This window comes from Comamonas sp. GW821-FHT11H03 (assembly GCF_058807955.1).
Map to the genome: position 1 here is coordinate 60,257 of NZ_JBXARF010000006.1, position 21,943 is coordinate 82,199.

General features: G+C 59.2%; 15 protein-coding genes. 1 reads left to right on the forward strand and 14 read right to left on the reverse strand.

Annotated features, from left to right (window positions below; translation table 11 throughout):
* Positions 1-6: 6 nt before the first annotated feature.
* The 7 genes from AC1RTQ_RS14620 to AC1RTQ_RS14650 all read right to left on the reverse strand — a co-directional run bounded on the left by AC1RTQ_RS14620 (position 7) and on the right by AC1RTQ_RS14650 (position 10,307).
* Positions 7-1,395, reverse strand: a complete 1,389-nt coding sequence (locus tag AC1RTQ_RS14620; RefSeq protein WP_492876763.1) for an efflux transporter outer membrane subunit — start codon at positions 1,393-1,395, stop codon at positions 7-9.
* Positions 1,396-1,397: 2 nt separating this feature from the next.
* On the reverse strand, positions 1,398-3,356 hold the full coding sequence (locus tag AC1RTQ_RS14625; RefSeq protein ID WP_492877112.1) for an ABC transporter permease: 1,959 nt from the start codon (positions 3,354-3,356) through the stop codon (positions 1,398-1,400).
* A 5-nt stretch (positions 3,357-3,361) separates the two neighbouring features.
* Complete coding sequence (locus tag AC1RTQ_RS14630) at positions 3,362-4,543, reverse strand: efflux RND transporter periplasmic adaptor subunit (protein ID WP_492876765.1); 1,182 nt, start codon at positions 4,541-4,543, stop codon at positions 3,362-3,364.
* 109 nt (positions 4,544-4,652) lie between these two features.
* Complete coding sequence (locus tag AC1RTQ_RS14635; protein WP_492876768.1) at positions 4,653-4,994, reverse strand: DUF3325 domain-containing protein; 342 nt, start codon at positions 4,992-4,994, stop codon at positions 4,653-4,655.
* Positions 4,991-6,703, reverse strand: a complete 1,713-nt coding sequence (locus AC1RTQ_RS14640; RefSeq protein WP_492877114.1) for a PepSY-associated TM helix domain-containing protein — start codon at positions 6,701-6,703, stop codon at positions 4,991-4,993. Before AC1RTQ_RS14640 ends, AC1RTQ_RS14635 begins: the two co-directional genes overlap by 4 nt.
* A 305-nt stretch (positions 6,704-7,008) precedes the next feature.
* Positions 7,009-9,195, reverse strand: a complete 2,187-nt coding sequence (locus AC1RTQ_RS14645) for a TonB-dependent siderophore receptor (protein ID WP_492876770.1) — start codon at positions 9,193-9,195, stop codon at positions 7,009-7,011.
* 722 nt (positions 9,196-9,917) lie between these two features.
* Positions 9,918-10,307, reverse strand: a complete 390-nt coding sequence (locus AC1RTQ_RS14650) for a MerR family transcriptional regulator (RefSeq protein WP_492876772.1) — start codon at positions 10,305-10,307, stop codon at positions 9,918-9,920.
* 73 nt (positions 10,308-10,380) lie between these two features.
* Between AC1RTQ_RS14650 and AC1RTQ_RS14655 the strand changes: the two genes are divergently transcribed.
* Positions 10,381-11,460, forward strand: a complete 1,080-nt coding sequence (locus AC1RTQ_RS14655) for an SDR family oxidoreductase (RefSeq protein WP_492876774.1) — start codon at positions 10,381-10,383, stop codon at positions 11,458-11,460.
* 533 nt (positions 11,461-11,993) lie between these two features.
* On the opposite strand, the gene AC1RTQ_RS14660 is transcribed toward AC1RTQ_RS14655, so the two are convergent.
* From AC1RTQ_RS14660 to AC1RTQ_RS14690, 7 genes are all read right to left on the reverse strand, one after another.
* On the reverse strand, positions 11,994-17,888 hold the full coding sequence (locus tag AC1RTQ_RS14660; protein WP_492876776.1) for a pilus assembly protein: 5,895 nt from the start codon (positions 17,886-17,888) through the stop codon (positions 11,994-11,996).
* A gap of 141 nt (positions 17,889-18,029) precedes the next feature.
* A complete protein-coding gene (locus AC1RTQ_RS14665) occupies positions 18,030-18,599 on the reverse strand; it encodes a pilus assembly PilX family protein (protein ID WP_492876778.1) in 570 nt (189 codons plus the stop codon).
* A gap of 5 nt (positions 18,600-18,604) precedes the next feature.
* The gene (locus AC1RTQ_RS14670; RefSeq protein ID WP_492876780.1) at positions 18,605-19,690 is read right to left on the reverse strand and encodes a PilW family protein; all 1,086 of its coding nucleotides are present in this window, start codon (positions 19,688-19,690) and stop codon (positions 18,605-18,607) included.
* A 48-nt stretch (positions 19,691-19,738) separates the two neighbouring features.
* Positions 19,739-20,251, reverse strand: coding sequence for a hypothetical protein (locus tag AC1RTQ_RS14675; RefSeq protein WP_492876782.1), 513 nt, complete (start codon positions 20,249-20,251; stop codon positions 19,739-19,741).
* Positions 20,245-20,814, reverse strand: a complete 570-nt coding sequence (locus AC1RTQ_RS14680) for a GspH/FimT family pseudopilin (RefSeq protein ID WP_492876784.1) — start codon at positions 20,812-20,814, stop codon at positions 20,245-20,247. Before AC1RTQ_RS14680 ends, AC1RTQ_RS14675 begins: the two co-directional genes overlap by 7 nt.
* Positions 20,814-21,230, reverse strand: coding sequence for a type IV pilin protein (locus AC1RTQ_RS14685; protein ID WP_492876786.1), 417 nt, complete (start codon positions 21,228-21,230; stop codon positions 20,814-20,816). Before AC1RTQ_RS14685 ends, AC1RTQ_RS14680 begins: the two co-directional genes overlap by 1 nt.
* Before the next feature lie 224 nt (positions 21,231-21,454).
* Positions 21,455-21,712: a hypothetical protein gene (locus AC1RTQ_RS14690; RefSeq protein WP_492876788.1), complete on the reverse strand. Its 258-nt coding sequence runs from the start codon at positions 21,710-21,712 to the stop codon at positions 21,455-21,457.
* Between the last annotated feature and the right edge of the window lie 231 nt (positions 21,713-21,943).

Genomic DNA, 21,943 nt, shown 5'->3' on the forward strand with positions numbered 1-21,943 from the left:
CAAACCTCAACCCTCAGGCCCCTCTGGGGTTCGTCTCCAGCCACCTCCTAGGGCCCTGTAAAGCGCAATACTCGCCTGAAGGCGCTCCTGCCGCAACTGAACAGCGAGGTCCCGGCTCTGATAGGCCACACGCTGCACGTCCAGCAAGGTCTGCAAGTTGTCCGCACCAGCCTTGTATCGGCTTTCCGCCAGCGCAAGCGCCTTCTGTGCCTGAATCACTTCCTGCGCCTGAACCTGCGCCTGTTTCTCGGCACCGTCAACCGCATTTAATGCAACTTGAACATCATTGAAGGCCTGCAAAATGGCTTTGCGGTAGCCAATCAACAGCTCCTCCTTTTGCGCTACAGCCAGGTCACGATTGGAAGCAAGCCGTCCGGCATCGAAAATCGGAGCCAGAATCCCTGCTGCCAGAGAAGACAACGGACTCTCCAGCAGATTGCGGATCTTTTCGCTCTCAGAACCCAGGCTTGCGGTCAACGTTACGCGCGGCAGCATGGCTGCTCTGGCTACGGCAAGATTGGCATTCGCTGCAAGCAGCTGAGCCTCGGCTTTCGCCACGTCCGGCCTGTGTGTCATCAGGTCCGCTGGCGTACCCTCGCGAATGCCCGGAATCGCCAGATTTGACAGACTGGCCTCGCTCACCAGATCCATAGCCCATTGACCCGACAGCAGAGCCAGCACCGCATGTGCATCCGCTAGCTGCTTGCGCAGCAGAGCTACGACACGCTGCTGTGCGGCAACCTGACCGCGCTGCTGAGCCAGTTCCACGGAGGTTGCGGCCCCATAACGGGCTCGGGACTCCACCAGCTTCAACAGCCGCTCGGAAACTTCGAGATTGAGCTGGGCAATCGCAACGCGCTCACGCAAGCCCACACACTGGAGCCAAGTCTGAGCGACCGAGGCCGTGACCGTCAGGCGCACGGTCTCTCGGTCAAACACGCTGGCCTGTCTGCCGGACTCGGCGGCGTCCCTCAACGCCCGCTGGCGCCCCCAGAAGTCCAGCTCGTAGCTGCTCGACAGGCCTATCCGCCAGGCACTGGCATTTCTTTGCGTATGACTGTCCAGAGCGGCTGATCTTGAGGCCCCGAAATCTGCATTCACCTCCGGCACCAGCGCTGCGCGTGCATAAGCTGCGCGGGCATCCGCCTGCTGCACTCTCGCCACGGCTGCTGCCACATCCAGACTTTGAGTTCCGGCCCGCTCGACCAGTGCGCTGAGTTCAGGGCTGCCAAAATCATGCCACCAACGGGAGTTGACCTCCTCGCGCTCCGATCCCTGCTGTTGCGCCCAGGCATGAGGAATATCGAGAGACATTTTCCGAGCCTCATCACTGGATTCCTGTGCCGCGCATCCAGCCAGAGCAAGTGCCGCCAGTGCTGCGTTCCATTTGTACATGCCTACTCTCCCGCCAATGCTCGCACGGGCTCCAGCCGTGCCGCCGTTCTGGCCGGCATGAAGCCGAAGACCAGACCGGTGAGCACCGCACAGGCAAATGCCCCCAGCATGGCTTTCACCGAAAAAACCACGGGCACGCCCGAAGCAATCAGCACCAGGCCGATGCCCAAGCCTGCAAGCAGGCCCACGCCGCCGCCCACAACGGTCACCATGCTGGCTTCCGTCAGGAACTGACGCAGGATGTCACGCTGTCTGGCACCCACCGCCATGCGAATGCCGATCTCTCTGGTCCGCTCGCGCACCGTCATCAGCATCACGTTCATGACCCCGATACCTCCGACCACCAGCGAAACGGCTGCAATCAGCCCCAGCATCACGGCCATGCTCTGGCGCGTTGCTGCCTCGGCCTGAATACGGGCTGCAGCATTGCCGATGCCGAAGTCTTCCCTTCCCCCGTGCCGCGCCAGCAGGAGGCTGCGGATGGATTGCTCGGCTTCATGGACCCGCTCGGAAGAGCTGGCTTCCACGACCACGTAATCGGGCTGTGTCTGCGCCTGATAGACCCTGGCGCGTCCCGACTGATAGGGAATGAACACCATGTCGTCATAGTCCTGGGCACCAGAGTCCGCCCCTCGCTCGCTCATGACGCCAATGACCTCGAACGCCGAGTTTCCGATGATCAGCTGCCGACCCAGGGGATTGGCCACCTCCGGGAAAAAATGCCGGTGCGCCTTGTGCCCTATCACCACCAGCGGAGCCAGATCGCGATCTTCCACATCGGTGAAGTAACGGCCTTGAGCCACACTCCAGTGGTGGACCAGCGGCATCTCCTGGCTGGCCGCAAACACATAGAGCTGCTTGTCGGCCTTGCCATAGCGCACGGTGACGGGGTCTCCGATGACAGGCATCACTCTGCGTATCGCTGGCAACTCCCGCATGGCAGCCAGATCGTCTTCGGTGATCTGGCCCGCAGGTCCACCGCTGGCCGGCGGCTTGCTGCCCATATAGAGAATGGCCGTTCCCATGGTGCCCATCTGCTCGACCACCTTGCGCCGGGCACCTTCGCCGATGGCCAGCATGACGATCACCGAGGCCACACCGATCACGATGCCCAGCAAGGTCAGGCTGGTACGCACCCGGTTCATGCGCATTCCGCGCCAGGCACTGCGTGCAGCTTCGGAAATTTCAGCCACCCAGGAGACTCCCGATGTTGCTGTGTTGCGCTGCGCGGTCAATGGCGGTAGCTCGCCGTGAGCCTGACTGCCATGAGAAGCACTGTCATTGACGACGCGTCCATCGCTGATTTCGATGACACGTCTTGCCTGGGCGGCAACTTCGCGATCATGTGTGATCACGATGATGGTGTGTCCCGCATCGGCCAGTTCGCGCAGCAAGGCCATCACCTCGGCTCCGCTATGCGAATCAAGAGCCCCGGTAGGCTCATCGGCCAGGATGATGTGACCGCCATTCATCAAGGCCCGAGCAATGGACACTCGCTGCTGCTGACCACCCGATAGCTGATTGGGGCGATTGCCCAGGCGCGATCCCAGCCCCAGGCGTTCGAGCAGAAGCTGAGCCCTGTGCATCCGCTGCGCCTTGGGCAAACCTGCGTAGATGGCAGGCATCTGCACATTCTCCGAAGCGCTTTCACTGGGAATCAGGTGGTAGCCCTGAAACACGAAACCGAAGGCCTCACGACGCAACCAGGCCAGGGCATCCGAGTCCAGCAAGGACACGTCCTGACCTTGAAACCGATAGCAACCCTCGCTTGGCTTATCAAGGCAGCCCAGGATATTCATCAAGGTGGACTTGCCCGAGCCAGAGCTGCCGACGACGGCAACATACTCGCCCGCGCGAATGTCCAGAGCGATGCCACGCAATACGGTCACCGACGGCTGGTCGCCCACACCGCCATAGTGCTTGCGAATGCCACGCAGCGAAATCAGCGCAGCCTGCTCCATCGCACTCACCATTGCAGCCACCGCAGGCCGCCTGGAATCAAGGTTTCGCCGACGATGACACGCTCGCCTTCGGCCACACCGTCGAGCACCTGCACCTGGTGGCGGCTTCTGACGCCCAGCTTCACACTTCGCAGCTCAGGCTGGCGTTCGGCCGTCAGCACCCGCACGCTCTGCGATTGCGGCTCCTTCTCAGACTGGAGCGCTGTCAATGGAAGCGTCAGGGCCTGCGGCGCGCTGCCGGTCACAAAGACCACCTGGGCCGTCATCTGCGGCAACAGTTCCGCATCCTTGTTGTCCACGTCAAACAATGCCGTATAGGTCACGGCCTTGGTGGCCGCAGCAGGTGTCGCAGCATTGCCTGCCACGGGGGCCACACTGGCCGGCGGCGCAGGCAGTACCTGCCTCACCCTGCCATTCCAGCGGCGCGCCTGTTCCTGACCGGCACTGCCCAGAGTCGTGAAATACACGGGCATGTCCGCTCTCACGCGCCGCACGTCGGCTTCCGACACATCGGTCCAGACCGTCATGGCCGTCAGATCGGCAATGCGCAAGATATTGGGCGTCTGATAGGTCGCATTCAGGGTCTGGCCTTCACGGGCATCGACAGACACCACCGTGCCGGACATGGGGGCATAGATGCGGGTGTAGCCCAGGCGGGCTTCATCAGCCTTGAGGCTCGCCTGCGTTTGCTGCATCTGTGCCTTGAGATGGTCGATGCGCGCCGCTGCACCGGCAACCTGGGCCTCGGCAATCTGCACGTCTTCCTGCCTAGTGGCTTCCTCGGCGGCCAGCTGCTGCTGTCGCTTCAACTGCTGACTGGCAAGCTTCAGCTGCGCCTGCTGCTCGGCGATCTGGGCACGCAGGCTCGCCAGCGATGCTCTTCCCGCATCCACGGTGGCACGCTGCACGCTGGGGTCAATCTCCACCAGCAATGCGCCCTTCTCGACCCTGGCCCCGGGACTGACCAGCAAACGGGTGATCTGCCCCGAAACCTGTGCCCCTACATCCACATAGGTTCTGGGTTGCAAGGTGCCGATGGCGGTGACCGAGGACTCCACATCGCCGCGCTGCACCGCAACACTCTGATACTCTATCCTTGGTCGACTGGCCCACCACAGAGCAGTACCTGCAGCACAGACCAGAAGCAGGCCGAGGCCACTCCAGCGTTTGACTTTTCCCACCGTCATGAACGTCGCACTTTCCAGAAAACAATTCGCAGCCGCTGCTCAAACGCATGCTCAGGGCATGGGTTGGAGCGATTGAAGATCCAAAGCCAAACAGGCGTCGAGGTGGCCGTCACCAGAGGCAACTGGCTGCGCCCAGCAGCGCCATCACGGCAGCAGCTACCGAAAAACGCCGAGCCGACCAGGACAGCCCTGCGACTGTCGCGAGCGCTCCCAGACTCCAAAAACCCAGCACAAGCGCAGTACCAACCGTTGCGCTCCAACTGCGAATGGCCGGTAGCCAGACTGCCAATAAAAGTAGACCGCCCAGCACACGTAGCGCCATGCGATGTGCGGCAGGCACCTCGTCCCGAGGCTTCAGTTGCGCGTAATGACGGTCCATGGCAAGGGCCAAAGCCGTCATTCCTCCCATTGAAAGAGCAAGAGCCTGCAAAGATGATTGCCACAGCGTCATGAGAGGCTCCCTTGCTTTGCGGAATCAGCATCCACCACCACAGACAAGTCTTTCGACACTTCACGAGGCATCTGTTTTCGCACAGGCTTTGGCCTGCGCATCCAGAACAAGGCAGCGACAGCCGCCACCCCGACAGCAATGGAAAAAAGCTCGACTCCCGCGCTTTCCCAATCCCCCTCCAGAAGGTATGCAGCAAGGTGATCTCCAGTGCTCAGAAAATTCAGCACAGGCAGCAGAAGACACAGCACAGCCAGGGCCGTCATCTGATCACGCCATGCCATTGGCGGCGACCTCAACAGCGCATGCAGAAGAGCCAGAATCCAGAGTGCGAAAAATGCCGTCAGCTCCCATCTGGAGCGTTGTGAAAGCTCGATGGGAAGCAAGCGATTGGCCCATAAAAATCCCACACAGGCGATGCCCAGCCCCACGATGGCCGCCACATTCACGGCTTCAATCATCCGGTAGACCGTGGAGGTGCTGGAGCCAAACTCTCCCTGATGCTTGCCCCGCCGTTTGACCATGAAGAGAATGGCCCCCGTGGCCATCATGGCGCTTCCTGCTAGCCCGCAAATGAAGTACAGCCACTTAAGCGGCAGCCCGCCATAAGTTGCCATATGCAGCCCGCCGATCACCGATTGCGTAAGTGATGCCACACCGCCATCCACACCTCCAGGCAGACGCAACTGCTGCAGCTCTCCAGTGGCAGCCGAGAACATGGCCATGCCACTGGTAGAACTGAGACGCTGGTTCAGATCATCGGCGGCATTCCACCCATAAACGCCAATACGTGCCGCAGCATCTCCGGGGTAGTCAATCACCACCGCGCGCACCGGTTGCCCGATCAAGGCCTGACCGCGCAGCACGAAGGACTCCAGATCCGGCACGGGCATGGACTGACCCGAACGCTGTGGCTTGCCAGGTTCATTCAGCGCCACCTGAAAAGACTTGACGGCTTCGGCACTGCTGCCGAAGTAGGCTGCAATGCCTGCAGGCATGAAGGTCGAACAAGAGATGGCAATGCCTGTGTAGGCGATCATGAACTGGAAAGGCAGCGTCAGCACCGCCACGGCGTTGTGCATGTCCAGCCAGCTTCTCTGCCCCTTGTGGGAACGAAAGGTGAAGAAGTCCTTAAAGATTCGTCTGTGGGTGATCACCCCGCTGACCAGGGCCACCAGCATGGCAAGCGCGGCGATGCCGACAATCCAGAGGCCAACCTGGCCCGCATGAAGCTGGTAATGGAAATCTACAAAATGATGACCACCCAAGGTCTCGCGCACCTTGGGTGCATCAGCAGCGTCCACGGCATTGCCAGACTTGGGATCGAGCCGCGCCGCAGCGTACTGCCCGTTGGCATCAAACCAGTAGACGCGTAAATCGCCTCCCCCTTGGGCATCTGCAGGCCAAAGCTCCCACATATCCGCACCTGGGTGCTGCCGCTTCATATACGCCAGGCCCCACTGCAGACGCCGACTCAGAGAAGACTCGGCTTCTTGCGCAGTGCCGACAGACCGCGCCTGGGCTTGCTCATGTGCATGATGCTCCGGGGTCATCCAATGGGTGATCGGCTCCTCGAATACGGCCAGTGTCCCAGTCAGGAAAACGGCATACAGCAGCCAGGAAAACCATAAGCCACACCAGGTATGCAACCAAGCCTGGGCTTGACGGAAGCTTCCTTTTCCGGCACCAAACTCACTCTTTGACTGCGCCATCACAGCCCCCTCAAGTACAGCAAAGCAATGGTTGCCGCGAGCATTAGAAGTATCAGAATGCTCAGCACAAACCATATCCTTCGAGGTGAGGCCGGGGAGAATGCCCAAATCACAGCAGCGACATACCACAGCCAGCTGGACTGCATGCCTCCCACAATCGCTTCAGCACGCGCTTGACTCATGGCGCCACATAAAACGACCCAGGCGCTCGAGATGGCATAGCCCCCCAGCACCGCTGCAGCTACGCGCGCGCCCACTCCCCAGCCAGAATGCGATGCATCAGTTTGCGACATTGCTACGCCTCTTCAAAACCGGCCCTTGAGGGACAAAGTCACCGAGCGCTTTTCACCGTAGAAGTTGCCATAGCCCGCATAGCCGACCGTGCTGTAGTAAGTCTTGTCAAACAAGTTCCCCACATTCATCGCAAGGCTCCAATCCTTGTTGAATGCATAGGCCACACGAGCCGACCAGACTGCGTAACCCGGGGAAGTGAAGTTGTACGGTGTCCAGGCTCCGTCATAACGGCCCGTTGCCGGGTTGTAAGCGCTGATGCCCGAAGCCCGGTAGTTCGAGCTTTGCGTCACCACGCCACCACCAACGCTCCAGCCACGCATGGCACCACTCATGCGGTAGTCCGCCCAGGCCTTGAACAGATGGCGCGGCGTGACCGTGCTGAACTGGGCGCTGTCCTTGCGTCTGTCTTCGTTGCTGTTGTAGGTATAGCCCACCGCCAGCTGGAGATTGGGAGTGATTCGCCCCGTCATCTCCAGATCAATGCCCTGGCTCAGCTTGAAGCCGTCGCGGAAGTAACAGCAACCGCCGCGCCAATCGGTCTGGGGATAAGCGGGGTCGTAAACGGCCTCGCCTTTTTTATCGGTACGAAACAAGGCCGCACTGGCAATCAGATCGGGGGTCAGCTCGCTTTTGACACCCAGCTCGTAGGTACGACCACGCACCGGATCCAGCGGCGTCCCCGGCAGTGGTGCCGAGAACTTTCCGGCCTGGGACTGATAGATCTCGGCGGTGCTGAAATACAGATTGGTCGACTTGGTCAGCTCATGCATCAGCCCCATATAGGGTACAAAGACATTCGATTCCCGACTCTTTGCCGTGAGCGCACCGTTCATGTCGTGCTGGGTATTGCGATCCTGCAGCACATAGCGTCCGCCCAAAACCACGGACCAGCGCTCAACGGGACGCAGGCGAATAGAGCCATAGAGGCCGCTCTTTTGCGTTTTTGTCTGCGAGCCGCTGGTCCAGTCACCCAGCGGATAACCGGGGTCCTCCGGTGGAATCCGGTTGAAGACGTCGGCCGGGCCCACTCTCGGCCACAGGCTCCGATTGTTATTGCTGTTGCGGTGCTGATCAAAACCCAGGATCACATCGTGCCGTTGACCAAAGGCATCGAAGCCGCCCTGCAAGTTGATGTCGAAGCTGGTTTCACGTTCGCGTGACTTGGCTTGATGGATCCACCAGTCCGCCCCCTGCAGCGTGACGGGATCCGGCGAACTTTCGATCTCCGCGCCGTTCACGCCTTCATTGAAGCGGGTGTGTCTGAGCTGGGTCTTGAGCAGCCAGTCGTTGCCTAGCTGCTGCTCGAGCTTGGCAAAGACCGTGGTGTTCTCGCGATTGATCCAGTTCCAGGGCGCGCCAAAGTTGGTATTGCGCGCAAAGCCGATATCGCTGCCGTCCGCATAGCGCGGCAGGCTGGCATTGAAGCCCGTATTTCTGTCCTTCTGATAGCTGGCACCCAGCGTGGCGACTGTGCTGGACGTCAGATCCAGCTCCAGCGCTCCATACAGCATCTGCCGCTTGAGCTTGGATGGTGCTGCCATTTCCTTGCGGTCATGGTTCACAGCCACGAAACGGCCACGCAGAGTTCCGCTCTCATTCAACGCGCCCGTCGTGTCGAGCTCGGCGCGATAGTTGCTCATGGTTCCGCCGGAAAGCATCACCTGGGTCTGACGTTTGGCCTGTGGCCTTTTGTAGGTGAAGTTCAGAACCCCACCCGCCTCACCTGCACCGAACAGGCCGTCGGCCCCGCGCAGCACACTGACGCTGTCGAACTGCGCCATGTCCAGACTGCGGCTGCCCGAGCGAGAGGAGCTGGCAGCACCGCCATCGAACCGGAAATTGGTGATGTTCATGCCGCGGGACATATAGGTCGTATCCAGCCAGGTCTCTTCGCGCGTGATCCCGGTGGTGTACTTCATCACATCATCGAGCGTGCGCATGGCCTGATCGTCCATACGCTGCCGGGTCACCACGGTCACAGACTGCGGAACTTCCTTCAAAGACTGAGCGGTCTTTCCTACCTCCACCCCATTGGCCACATAGGAATCACTAGACTCCCCGTAAACATTGGGCATTGCTTTTTCCTGCACTGTCACTTCCGACAGCGTGGACTCACCGCCCTCTTGTGCATGGCTGAGGTGCGGCAGCAAGCTGGCCACACCTGCGGCCAAGGCCATCGCATGAAGACGAAAAGGCAAAGCCCCTCTTAAGGGGCAAAACGAGCGTTCCAGCATGAGCGTTTCAAAGCAAACGAAGTGTTCTCTTCGGGCTGGAAGTTTTCAACAGCCGAAGAACCAATGACGCTGTGGCTAGAACGGAGACACCGTATGTGGGCTACCAGCAAATATAAATGAGAATGATTCTTCACATCATTTCTTCGCATTGTAAATATTGCGTCAAGAAAATCAACTGATTTGTAAACTCGCTAAGTTCTAGCGCAGCGCTGCCTGCGCACCAACCAGATACGAGATCACGTGCAGCATGGATAGCCATGGACTCCGTGAGTTGCGCGCGTCATGTCAGGCACGGATGAGTGTTAGCGCCTGGTGCTAAAAACTTGCGGCAGATCCCAACTGAATCAATCAGAGCGTTGTAGATCGAAGACTCGACCCAATGACTGCTCTGAGCATCAGCAGTCAGTGCCATTTCTGACTTGAGTGACGGCAGCCAGCCTGGACCGGCTGCTCGCACCCATGCGCCCGGCGACCGCTTCTGGCCGGACTGCGACCGATCGCAGATCGCCCCATCACAGACCTTGGCGTGCCGTCGCCCAGGCCTGCTTTGCAGAAGTTGCGGACAGAGTGGACGCACAGGCCTGCACTGAACCAGACAGAGCCTGGCCGCAAGGTTCTGGAAAATGCGTGAGCGGGGGCTTGAGGCCGCAAGCCTGCGGCAGCTTCCGCTCCTGGATACCGACAGCTCAGCTCGACGCCTTGGCCAGTTGCTGCAGCTCCAGTTGCCTGGCAGCGCTGGCTTCAAGATTTGCACGCTCTTCATCCAGATAGCGATAAATGCTTTTGAGGTCGGCGATTTTCTGTCTGATCTCCGCCATCTTCTTTTCAATGAGCTTGGCGCCGTCAGCACAATCGATCGTCTTGTTCCGCTGCGCATCCAGAATCTGACCTATTTCCCCCAGCGAAAAACCCATGCTTTGTGCGCGCTGGATAAAGGTCAGCTCCTGCAGAGTTTGCGCAGAGTAGACGCGATAGTTGTTAGATCGCCGCGTCGGCGAGATCAGGCCGATTTGCTCGTAGTAACGCAAAGTATGGCGGCTGGCGCCGCTGCGGGTCTCAAGTTCGCCGATTCTCATGAAAATACCGCTTGACTATAGAGGTAGGTCGACACTCTACATTTGATTTCTCACCTTACCAAGGAGCAGGAGAATGAGCGTGGAGTGCTTTGTCACCGGAGGGACGGGCTTTATCGGTCAACATTTGCTGGCGAACCTGAGTGCCAAAGGTCACACCGTTCGGGTGTTGATGCGGCGCCCAGAGCGACTAGATGCACTGCGAGAGCAAGTCGACAACCTGGGAGGGATTGCCACCCGGATATTTGCCGTTGCGGGCGACCTGGAGCAGGACAACCTCGGGCTGAGCCCTTCCGACCAGGCAGTGCTAAGGCAGTCCGCAGTCGTATTCCACCTGGGTGCCCACTTCGCTTGGGGGCTTTCTTTGGAGCATTCTCGGGCAGTCAATGTAGAAGGGGCAAAGCGCGTGGCGCTGTTGGCGGCTGGGCAAAAGAGCCGCTTGGTGATGATCGGCGGCTACATGCTGAAAAATCATGAACACCTGCTGCGCATCGGAATTGATCCTCGTCATCCGGAGCTGACGAATTGGCCTGCCGTCTACCGGCGCGTCGGTGCTTACGAGGCGAGCAAGCTGGAGGCGCACTTTGCGACTCTGGATCTCATGTCCGCCAAGGGCGGGGAAGTGACCGTAGTTCACCCCGCGACGGTCTGTGGCCACAGCCGCACGGGGCATATCCTTGACGGTCAGCCGCTGGTGGCGCTGATACGCAATCTTGCTCAGGGAAAGCTGGCTGCAGTGCCCGGTACCGCCGAGCATTGGCTGCCACTGGTCACCGTGGATTACCTGGTTGAGTTGGTGGCAGCTTGTGCTTTCGACCCTGCCATGGCGGGCAAGGAACTACTGGCGCTTGATGACCAAAGCCCCAACTTGCGGGAACTCCTGGGACAGGTGGCACGCCCCATGGGCCTGAAGCCTCCCAGGCATCACATTTCACTGCGATTGCTGAAATTGCTCCTGAGCATTGCGCCCGTCGCACGCCTCTTGAATACAAACGCTGAAGCCTTGGACTTCATCCAGACCACTCGCTTTGATACGGCGGCAGTCGAGCAATTTGCCAATAGGCATGGAATAGCCAAACCGGATATCCGCCAGTCTTTGCAGCACACTGCAATGTTCCTCAACTCATATTGGGCAGCTAGGCACAGGGCTGCCTGACTGACTCCTCGGGACACGAAACAACATCAAGATCCAAGGTGGTCGTACGAGGCAGGACAGCGCGGTCTCGGGCATGCCGCAGATATGAGCCAGCAAATGTCCGCCAGCGTCTGCTGCACCGTCTCGACATACGCGAGAGCAGTCATCCAGATGCAGTCTGACATGACCACAGATCGCATGGCCGATCTGGGACGGAATCGCTATTCAAGGCCGGTCGACAAGACAGCTACCGGCAAGAAAGGTCAACCGGCGACCGCTTTCGAGGGCAGGATTGAAATGGAGATTCCGGCCACAAGCCGTCGCCAAAGGCATACGAAACGGACGCTCAGCGCAGGTATCGAATATCGGAGGCGGTGAGGAGGTACATGCAACCGAAGAGCGCGCGAATCTGTGCGCATTTCGTGGGTCGGTGGTGTCAGTCACTCCAAGGAGGGTCTGCAAACCCCTGTTTCCATGCACCAATCCATCACAACCTATTGATTGGATTGGGTTGAGTGTCCAGAAACCGAGGTTTTGCAGAGGGCCCCTCATGCTTATTTCACCAGTTCACGCCAGCTAATGCGTCTACCCAGCGGCTTGGGTGCAGCATAGGGAATGTCAACGTCCAAAGGCTTGTCTCCGACGCCCGTCGTCGATATGTGATCGGTTGCCTTGCCATCGCCGGTGATAGTGGTGGCATGTCCCGAGATCGTTGAGCCATCCACAATGGTCGATACATCGCCCTTGCCATCCGGCCCTTGAATCACGGCCTGACCAGTGTTGAAGTTCAGGTAATTGATCCAGCCATAGCCGCCTGCCAGGCATACATCGGGTGAAGGCACGTTGCTGGCGATGACCAGGGTTGAGTTAGCTAGCCGCATGTCGATATTCACGCGCTCACCTGAGTCGGGCAAATCTACGTACCAACCTTTGGCATCATCCTTGCAGTCAGTCGAATTGCCCAGGCACTTTATCGTGCGCGTGCGCTGGCCGCCCGCTCCGGTACTGGACTCCAGCAGCATCTGATTGAGCCGGCTGCGCAGCGATTCCCCCGACATGCCATCCATGTTGTCATCGAAGCCATAGACGCTTTGCGTACTCTTGTCTGCAAGATCGTATGAACCAAACAGCCTGCCGGTTCCCACCAGGATGCGCGGCCTCTCGGTCGCCGCAGAAGTGGGTACCAGTTCCATACGCGTGGTAATGGGCTGAGGCTTGCTGCGTTCGTCCACGAGTTGAACGACCTTCTTCGCGCTCTTGGCTGAGCCGTCCTTATTGAACTCGAAGCGCCAGACATTGCCTTCCAGATCGCCGCCATACAGCAGCTGCGTAGTGTTGTCGATGGCCGGGTTCCGTACGAAGTTGTTGATCTCCCTCAGGCCGCTGCCTGCCGTGGCAATCGTGTGGATGATGCTGCCGTCGTTGGCATCAAGCACATAGAGATACCCCTTGTTATCCGTATTGTTGTAGCCCGAGGTCAGGAACACGGCCCAGCGGCCGTCAGGCAACTTGGACACCAGTGGCCGCCCAAAGCTATGGCCCATGGTGGAGATGCTCGTGCTGTTGACTTCCCATAGCGGCTTGGGGTCCTGCGGGTTGGTGATATCCAGCGCATAGTAGCCCTTGCCGCCCTTGTTGAATCCGCCCACCAGGATGGTTTTCCAGGTGCCGTCGGCCTGGATGTCGGCCGTCACCGCAGAGCCGTCCACAAAGTAGCGGTGACCGCCTTCATAGCTGACGCTGGCCAGTCTGGGCAGCTCTGGCATCACGGTCGTTGGCACAAAGGCCCAGGCCTCGCGTGCAGCCGTCTGCACCTGCTTGCCGCCTTCGATGCTGGAAGCACGCGGGTCTACCTCCGCATAGAAGGCATGCAGCATGCCATCGTTGCCCCCCACATACACCATCGGCGTGCGGCCACGCTGGGCCAGTCGAAAGGCGCTATGACCTGCATCTCGGTACTTGTGCAGTGGCTCTCCCACATACAGCGGCTGGGAGCCGATGATGTCGCCCAGCCTGCTCTCGCGCGTACGGTACAGCCTGCCATTCTGGTCCTTGGTGAAGCCCTCCTTGCTCTGGTCGCCGCGAATGAAGTCCACCAGATTCTGGCCCAGGGCAGCCTCCTTTTGCGCGGTCGACATCTGGTCGTACTGTGCCAGACGGCTTGAGGCATGGGTGCCGTTAAAGTTGCTTTGCAGGCTGCCCAGCGCGCTCCATGTGAAAGGCTTTCGCTCCTTGCCATCCATGAAGTAAATCGTACGGGGGTCCTTGGCCTGATCACGGGCATCGAGCCTGGCCCGTGCCGACCAACCCTCAATCTGTGTGCGCTGGCCCGATTGCGGATCGATCTTGTAGGCCAGCAGGTCGCCAGACCATCGGCCGGTCTTGTAAGTGGCGCCGTAGGCGTAGTGGCTGTCGGCACTTACCAGCGCGGAGGAAACCGCCACGCCGGCCCCCGAACCCATGGCGGCGCGAATGTCTGTAAACACCTCGCTCAGGCCGGCCTCGATGGCTTTGGGATCATTGGCGCTGAAGTACAGGCCCCGGCCATTCACGGCGGTATGCCAGAAATCATCGATGGATTGCCGTTGCTCGTAGTTCGACGTGCCCTCAGTGGGCCAGATCGGCCAGGTCTTCTTGCCCGTGCGCAGGTCGGCGAAATCGCCCGCACCATTCTTGTAGTTCTTGTCGTACTTGAGCGTCCCCGAAACGCCCATGCCAATCACATAGGTGCTCATGTGCTGCCATGTAGCCTTGTCATCCTCCGCTGCGTTACCTGCGGGCTTCACCACATTGTCGCTGTCAGGGCGAAGGTCGGTCGCATAGTAGTACTGGGCCACGTCGGCCAGCGAGTTGGTGCTTCCTCCTTTGGCGTCTTGCATATTCAATTCTTCGCAGGGCAGCTTGCCACAGCCCGTGTGGGTCGCGGGAAGCTGTGTCCATGGCGGCGTTCCTGGCTGCGGACGCCCTCCCGGGGGTTGTTCAAGCGGAAGCAGTGCAGCCCATTCCTCAGGGGCATAGCATCTTGCAGGGGACTCCAGGTCACCGCTGAAGCTAATTCGACTACCCGTCCACGATGTTCCCGTCTCGACCATGCCGGTCATCGCCTTCTTGTCGGACCAATACTGGCCCTGGTAGGTCTTCTTTCTGCCCCAAGCTTCCTCGCAGGTCGTCGCCGCCGAGCAATTGGCGGGTTTGTCGGCCACGATTTCGGTTGTGGACTGGCCCACGCCTGAGCAGTCCGTCACCTTTTTCGTGCTCGCGTTGTAGCCTGGGATACAGGCTTCACCCTGGAGCACTGCGACGGTGTGGGGGCCGTCCTTGATGCACTGGATTTCGACACCATTGGCAGCCGAGCCCTGGCTGGCCTCGCAAGCCGCAAAGTCCGCTTCGGACTGCAAGTAGCTCAATCCGCCCGCCGCCCCTTCGTCGACCTTGAGACAACTGCTGCTGGTCCAGCCATTGGCTTGCGTTGGATTCCCGCCCCCTTCCAGCACCTGCAGCGAAGATTCGCAGGTGCCGTAGGCCATGTCCGCGGCACTGGAAGTGTTTCTACAGTTGCTAACTTGCTTGAAGCCTATCGATGATTCCGTGCAGGAAGGCACGTTGCTGGGCTCGGAGGCACTGGTGCATGTGGTCTGCGTCCAACCATTGACCGCCAAAGCGGCGCTGGAAGTGCACTGATTCGTTGCAACGTCAGTCGGACCGGTGGCATAAGTAGTGCACCAGCTGACAATACAGCCATTTTCTGCCGTAGCGGCCTGTGGTGTGCAGGTGCCTGGAGCCGTGGGACGGTCCGCCGGCAGCGCAATGCCCTCCTTGCCTGGCGCTGGCTTGCACGATTGCGGGTCTGGGACATCGCCTCTGTTTGCGCACTCGCGGCCGATCCAGCCGTTGCTTGCCGAGGGAGCCTCGTCAGCGCAGGTCCGCGCAGGCCACCAAGGAGTGCTCCTATCCTCACAGGTCAGACCCAGCGAAGAATCTGTCCGGCAGTTGCTCGGCGAAACCGGACCGCTCCAAGTGCTCGGCAAGGGCGTGCATTCATAGAAATAGTCATCCTTGTCACCGGCTGTGCAAGAATCCGGAGGAACATCAGTAGGCGTGCCCACGGGGCCTCGGCTCCCGCACTGGGTATTCATGCGCCCCGGTATGTCGGCCATGGGACCCGGGGTACAGGATGCAGTCCACTGCTGGCCTGAAGACTTTGTGCATTCCGTATACAGGTTGTTGTCGGCTGCATTCAGCACGGGGGTCGTCGTGATCTGGCAGCTATTGTCCGTGACCGATGCGTCCTGCTCTTTTCTGCAATTGGTCGTCTTGAATCCGTTGTCCTTAGTGGGCGGAACCGATTTGCATTCGTCGGCTGTGACGAATTTCTCTTCCCAGTGCCCTCTGTTGCAATTGGAGAACTGCACCATGGAAAGCGGATTGCCGCCATGGCCTTCCGATTCCTTCAGGATTTGGGCCCGCAGGTCCGGGTGAATGGTCCCGCAAGCGGCAACAGGCCCGGAATAAGGTGCGCCCCAGGTACCGTCACATTTGATGAGCCCCAGTCCCGCCACATACTGGCCATTGCTGACGCAATATTTCTGTGCGCTGACGGGTACGTTCTCGGTCTCGCACTCGACCTTGAAGAATCCGTCCATACCGGCAGAGCAGGACTGCACCACGCTCCACTGGTCGCTGCCCTCTACCCTGCAGCCGCCTGGAAATGGATTGCATACCGCCTTGTCGGTGGTCTTGAGGTCCCGTTCGCCCGCGGCAGGGTCCTTGTACCAGTAAAAATAGCGCTTTTTCCGGGTCTGTCTGGCCAGGGCCGAAGCCCAGGGCGTCTGTGTTTCCGTACTCCAGGTGCTTGTCGACTTCCAGCGGTATTGCGCCTTGGTGACATAGTCCCAGGTGATCATTTGTTGGTAGCGCTTGAGGGTGACCTGGTCTTTCCTTTGTGACTTCCAGTAGGTGCTGACGCGCTTGGGCCACAGCAGTTCCTCTGTTATATCGCCGACTTTTAGGAAGTGCTCTCGCAGCGTCCTCGTGCTTTTCTTCCTCCAGCTAAGAGTGGCAGTGTTCCACGTTTTCTTGAGAACGTCTTTCTTGACGATTTTTTTGTAGGTGGTCTCGGTCTTGGTGCCTCCGCCTGGCGTCGTCACCTTCCAGCCCAGTCTGCACCGCTGCTCCAACTCATAGCGGACCCAGGCATCGCGTACGTCTTTGGTGCCGCCGACCGAGCCATCGAAAATAGGCCGCGGGCGCAGCCCATCGGCATCGGTCAGCGATTCTGGCGGGCCGTCCTGCTGGCCGACCAGGGTTTTGCCATCAATCTTCACAGGCCCTGCGCTTTCTTGCCCGATGTTCCAGTACCCATCGGTGGTCACAATGGCGTAGTGGCGCTGGCAGGCCGAGACTACGGGGTCGACGAAGGGCGTCATGCTGGCATTGATGCTGTCGCTTTGGCCTGCATAGTAGCGGCCTACGCGAGCCAGCGCCTCGCGGGCTGGCGAGGTGCCGCCCGTCTTGACCGTCTGTATGGCATCAAGCCACTGCTGCTTGCCCTCTGTGTTGAAGTCAGCGACCGGTAGAAACTTGCTGTGGGGCCCGGCACCGGGATTGGCCACGGTCAGAAAGCCGATGCGAAAATTGTCGTTCAGCGTGGAAAAAGCCAGGCTGACCGACGACTTGGCCATATTGATGCGCGTGCGGTAATAGCTATACCAATTGGCGAAATTTTGCCTCTGGGCTTGAGGTATGGCTCGGCGTGTCCAATATCCGTCTGGGCCGCCCCCATAGATGTTGGGGCTGGTCTGGTTGACGCGCAGTGTGCCGTCGTCCACGCGCGCTGAGTTCCAGCTCGAAACATCGCTGCGGATCTTGTTGCAAACACCGATATTTTCGGACGGCTCCTCAAAATGAGGCGCCGGTCTGACTGCGGTGGAGTAATTACGCCATTCAAAGAAATAGGCTGGCTGGGCGGGATCTTCATAAAGCGCCCTGCGGCGGGTGTCGTTGTCGTAGGCCTGAAAGTTCTTGGACAGGTCCACCGTCCCCAGAGACTGGTCGTAGCCGTCCTTCCAGGCGTTCTCAAACGCAGGCGCGTCCATATCCCGGCCATCAGGCCTCTTGGGCAGCACATAAGTGGTTTGCGGGTTGTAGTACAGCGTGTTGCAAAGCGCGCTTTTGTAGCCGACGGGAAAGTAGGTGGTGTCGTCCTGCTCCCAGTCATCGGGCATGTGGGTCCACTTCATGGAGTCAGAGGTGTCCAGAAGCAGCATCACGTTCGGCTTGTTCTGATCGGCCATGACGCCCAGCGGCGTGTCCGATATCTGCACGACATCCTGGGCCGGAGCGTCGGCCACGGCCATGCGGCCAGCGAAGACCAGCAAGCCCAAACTGATGACCCCTGCCAGCGACGCCGTGATGAATGGCCGCAGCCTATATGTCAGTTTCTGGTGCATCTCGAACCTCCCATTTCCAACCTCGGGCAATCCGAGTGCCTGTCTACCTGTCTGCCTGTCTATCTGCCTGTCTGTTGGTCTGCATGCATGCCGACCTTGTCCACGGCTTCCGTTTTTGCCGCCATCCATGGCCACCCACGATCAATACATGGTCATCTGCACCAGGCTTAGGGTGCTGCGCGGGCCCGTGGCTCGTGCCGTGATGCGGTACATGGGGCGGGCGTTGCAAGAGGAAACACTGCCTGCCGTCTCTGAGGAGCCTGGGCACTCCAGCTCCTGCGGCAGCACGCAGCTTTGGCCAGCCGCATCCCAGCGGCCGGCACCCTCGCACAGCCGGTGAATGAGAAATTCCACCTTGTTGCCCAGACCATCGTCTTCGGTGACCAGATTGGCCTGGCTCCAGTCCAGCGGCGCCCTGGGGTCATGGCTGGCGAAGTAGCCACCGTCAGCGTCGGCCTCCAGCGTCGCACCGCCAGCGGAATACAGCGCATCGAGCTGGGCCATGCCTCTCTCCAGCCCCAAGTCGGCACCCGATGTGGCCCCTTGCTTGAGCGCAAGGCTGCCTGCCATGCCGGCGCCCTGAGTGGAGGTGCGCACCAAGGCCAGGCCGGTGAGCGTCATCACCAGCAGCACGACCAGTGCGACCAGAAGGATGACGCCGCGTTGCGGGGCCTGCCTGGGGGGCCTGGGGCGATGTGTGGGTGAGTGCACGGCTTTCATAACTGCTGACCCCATAGCGTGTTGCGCAGCGGGACAATGCTTTCGTATACCCGGTAGCGGTAGTGCTTCCATTCATCCCCCTCTCCCATGCTGAATTGCTTGGTGCCGTTGGCCCAGCGAGGTGCGGAGTTGGTGACTTTGTCTTTTTCGTAGTGCGGAATACGCATCAGTACGGCGATACGCACGGCAAGAATTTGCTCCCACCTGGTTGCACCGGGGGAAAGCGAGGCGGTCCATTCGGCTTCTTCATCGATCGCGCCATTGGCGTTGGCGTCATAGCCGTATTCGGCCTGAAGTTGCAATATGTCATGGGCCACGGCGACCTTGTCCGTCTCGGTTTCGTCGAGATGGTTGTAGCGGGTCAGTTGCTTCTTGTCGTCCACGCTCCAGACGTTGAGGGTGGGCTCCGGCCCCAGGCTGTAGAGCATGCCTTCGCCCAGACTGCTTTTGCTCGAATCCAGGAGGCTGATGTGAGCGCCATCATTGCGCGTGGCATCGACCTCCTTGCCTTGGTAATAATCCTGGTAGGTGCCGGTCTTTCGATGGACCTTGTTTTTGTTGGCGGCTGCTGTTGCGGATGTCGGCTCGGCCCCGGCGGTCACTTCCATCAGCAGGCAATTGTTGGTGAAGCTGTCACTGGTGCCCAGGATCACATCGCCGGCCTGAAAGCCCGCATTCGATCTATCCATCTTGAATTCACCGCCACTGCTGTCCACATAGCGGGCGCCAGCAAACATATTGCTGGAAGAGCCAGTCAGCACCCAGATTCTCCCGTCTGCGATGCGCACAGGTAGCAGCGGGAAGTCGAAAGCGGCCGTGCTGCGTCCGCTGTTGTACGCTTTCACCGAGCAGTTGAGATAGCGTGCGTCGATGCTTGCAAACCCCAGCCCTGCCGAGCGAATGTCGCGTTCAATGGCGAACAATGCCATGGAGCCTGCCGTCTGCGCTTCACTGATCGAGACGATGGTGCGCCGCCGCCCTTCGGACGTTGCATACAACTGGTAGATGGCCAGCATGCTGGCCAGACCTATGGCCAACCCCACCATGATTTCGATCAGGGAGAAACCGAGGGACCGACCCATCGCCGGTGGCGTTGCGCATGAGAGCTTGCGTTTATGCATTGGCATGCCCTAGTGCACGAAAGCCTGGATCTGGTAGTTGCGCACGGCCGGGTCATTGGGCCCTTGCCAGCACAGCGTGACCGTGATCCGATTGTCATCCGCTGCATCAACCCTGACTTGCTGCATGGCAGCCGTGGCGCCAGGCAGGCCATGTACGTTGGTTTGCTCGCCCCGTGCGGCTTTGAGCACGCTTTTGAACGTGGAGTCTCCTGCACTATCGCCGCTGAAGTTGCACATCTCGCCATCGGGCTGGTGCTGGAACGCTGTCAGCGAGTTCGCCAGATTGTCTGGCGAGCTGCGGCTCACTTTGAGTTCGATCAGCCGCACGATCTGCGAAGCGAACATGCCCGCCTCCGTGCGGTACTGCGCATGACCGGCCCAGGTCGCGGACTTCATGGTCAGCCCGGCAATTCCGAGGATGCCAGTCATGACGATGATGATGGATACAAGTGACTCGATCAGCGCAATGCCGTGTTGGTTGCGGCCCTGTCTTGCGCCTGTCCTGGCGGGAGAGGTCAGCATTTGCGGTTATCTCCGTTGTTTGAAATGCCTGGATCGCACAAACGAACCTGTCCGCCAAGCGATATGACGACATGCAGGCAACGGCGGGGACCCTGCGGATAGCAGGTGTCCGCTGCGGGGCCCAGGAATTTGACGATCTGGTTGACGGAGGCCGCACCCTGGCCGTCGAACTGCACGACGGCCTCGTTGGCCGCCACGCGCAGTCCCTTTGTTCGTGATTCCTTCGGATCTTTGCTGTCAACCCATTCCGTTCCCTCGAGCGTGCTCCAGTCGACTCCCTGCAAACCACCTGCCAGCGTGACCCAGCCGAGGGCATTCACGCTGGTCGTGGGCGGCGAAGCGCTCGGATCATCGGTCAGCAGGAGCCGTACCTCGGCATTGCGACGTACGGCCTCGGCGCGCGCAAGTTGTGCGCCGCTGTAATAGGTCTGTGCCGCTGCGCGGATGCGAGCGTCGGTCAGGTAGGCGCTGGCGCTGGGCAGCGTCATCAGCATGAAGATGACTGTGAGACCCAGGCCCACGAGCATCTCGACAAGGGTGAAACCCTGTACAGCGCGGCGCATCAGCAACTTCCGCCCTTGTGTGAAGACCAGCAATTGGCTTCAGGCGTCGTCCAGCCAGTAGGCGTTGCGACAGTCTTGCGCACGCCCTTGGTGTCAAGGGTGAAGACAAAACCACTCATGCTGCCCTTGCCTGTGGCGGTGACCTTCGGGGGTGTTTCGTCCAGGGCGCAGGTGTACTTAAAGTGGCTGGTTTCCGCAGGCAAAGGCGCGATCGAGTCCGCCGAGCAGGCACCGGTGTACTGGCGGTAATCCTGGAAATACTGCTCCAGCTTGGCCCCCATGTCCGCAAGAGGCACCAAGCCATCGGCGATGCGGCCGCGCTTGACGTAGTCGCTATAGCTAGGCACGGCGATTGCCGCCAGGATGCCCATCATGGCTACGACGATCAGAAGCTCGATCAGTGTGAAGCCTCTCACACACTCACTCTTATGCATTGGTACTCAGTTTTTATTGAATTCAGGGCGCGAATTTAGGCGGGAACCCAGAAAAGCCCCGCAGCAAAATCTCAAAATAAGCAAATTCTTATAGAAATTAAGGAGTCCTGTACGTAAAGTACATTCTTCAATCCGAGTTTCATGGATTAATCATGGGAATATTGTTGACACCGAAATTAACAACCCCATCATTATCATGATTTTTATTATCTATTCCTTTCCCATTCATGAATATTCTCCCAAGCTCCTACTTCTGGTTTCGCCGGATGATCCGAGTTGATATCGTTTTGGTTGGCGTTCTGCTCTATTTTTTGCCGGTTTTTTCGAATACTCGCCAAAACCGACCACAACAAAAAAAATACAAAAACCATACTTAATGAGTACCACGACCAGCCCACAACTGGCTCAAACTGCATCAACTTCAATATTGCAACAACTGCACCCAATAGAATCAAGAAATACATACCATACTCCCCTGCCGAACATGTGAAATATGCAGATTTCAGTCAAGCGACATTCACTTCAATGCAATTTCTTGATCGGCGACACGCCATTACATCAGCTGCGCATGCAAGCCAAAACACAAAAGAGAACAGCAACTCCCAAAGACAAGAAGATCATTCCCATACAGTCCTCACAAGCACCTAATAAATCGCCTCTCCTGCAAGGATGAATAGCCATATAAATCAATGTCC

What these genes read in the sequence shown, in the direction of transcription:
- AC1RTQ_RS14620 (WP_492876763.1), bottom strand. Translation starts at nt 1,395, where the DNA reads ATGTACAAATGGAACGCAGCACTGGCGGCACTTGCTCTGGCTGGATGC.
- AC1RTQ_RS14625 (WP_492877112.1), bottom strand. Translation starts at nt 3,356, where the DNA reads ATGGAGCAGGCTGCGCTGATTTCGCTGCGTGGCATTCGCAAGCACTAT.
- AC1RTQ_RS14630 (WP_492876765.1), bottom strand. Translation starts at nt 4,543, where the DNA reads ATGACGGTGGGAAAAGTCAAACGCTGGAGTGGCCTCGGCCTGCTTCTG.
- AC1RTQ_RS14635 (WP_492876768.1), bottom strand. Translation starts at nt 4,994, where the DNA reads ATGACGCTGTGGCAATCATCTTTGCAGGCTCTTGCTCTTTCAATGGGA.
- AC1RTQ_RS14640 (WP_492877114.1), bottom strand. Translation starts at nt 6,703, where the DNA reads ATGGCGCAGTCAAAGAGTGAGTTTGGTGCCGGAAAAGGAAGCTTCCGT.
- AC1RTQ_RS14650 (WP_492876772.1), bottom strand. Translation starts at nt 10,307, where the DNA reads ATGAGAATCGGCGAACTTGAGACCCGCAGCGGCGCCAGCCGCCATACT.
- AC1RTQ_RS14655 (WP_492876774.1), top strand. Translation starts at nt 10,381, where the DNA reads ATGAGCGTGGAGTGCTTTGTCACCGGAGGGACGGGCTTTATCGGTCAA.
- AC1RTQ_RS14660 (WP_492876776.1), bottom strand. Translation starts at nt 17,888, where the DNA reads ATGCACCAGAAACTGACATATAGGCTGCGGCCATTCATCACGGCGTCG.
- AC1RTQ_RS14670 (WP_492876780.1), bottom strand. Translation starts at nt 19,690, where the DNA reads ATGGGTCGGTCCCTCGGTTTCTCCCTGATCGAAATCATGGTGGGGTTG.
- AC1RTQ_RS14675 (WP_492876782.1), bottom strand. Translation starts at nt 20,251, where the DNA reads ATGCTGACCTCTCCCGCCAGGACAGGCGCAAGACAGGGCCGCAACCAA.
- AC1RTQ_RS14680 (WP_492876784.1), bottom strand. Translation starts at nt 20,814, where the DNA reads ATGCGCCGCGCTGTACAGGGTTTCACCCTTGTCGAGATGCTCGTGGGC.
- AC1RTQ_RS14690 (WP_492876788.1), bottom strand. Translation starts at nt 21,712, where the DNA reads ATGTATTTCTTGATTCTATTGGGTGCAGTTGTTGCAATATTGAAGTTG.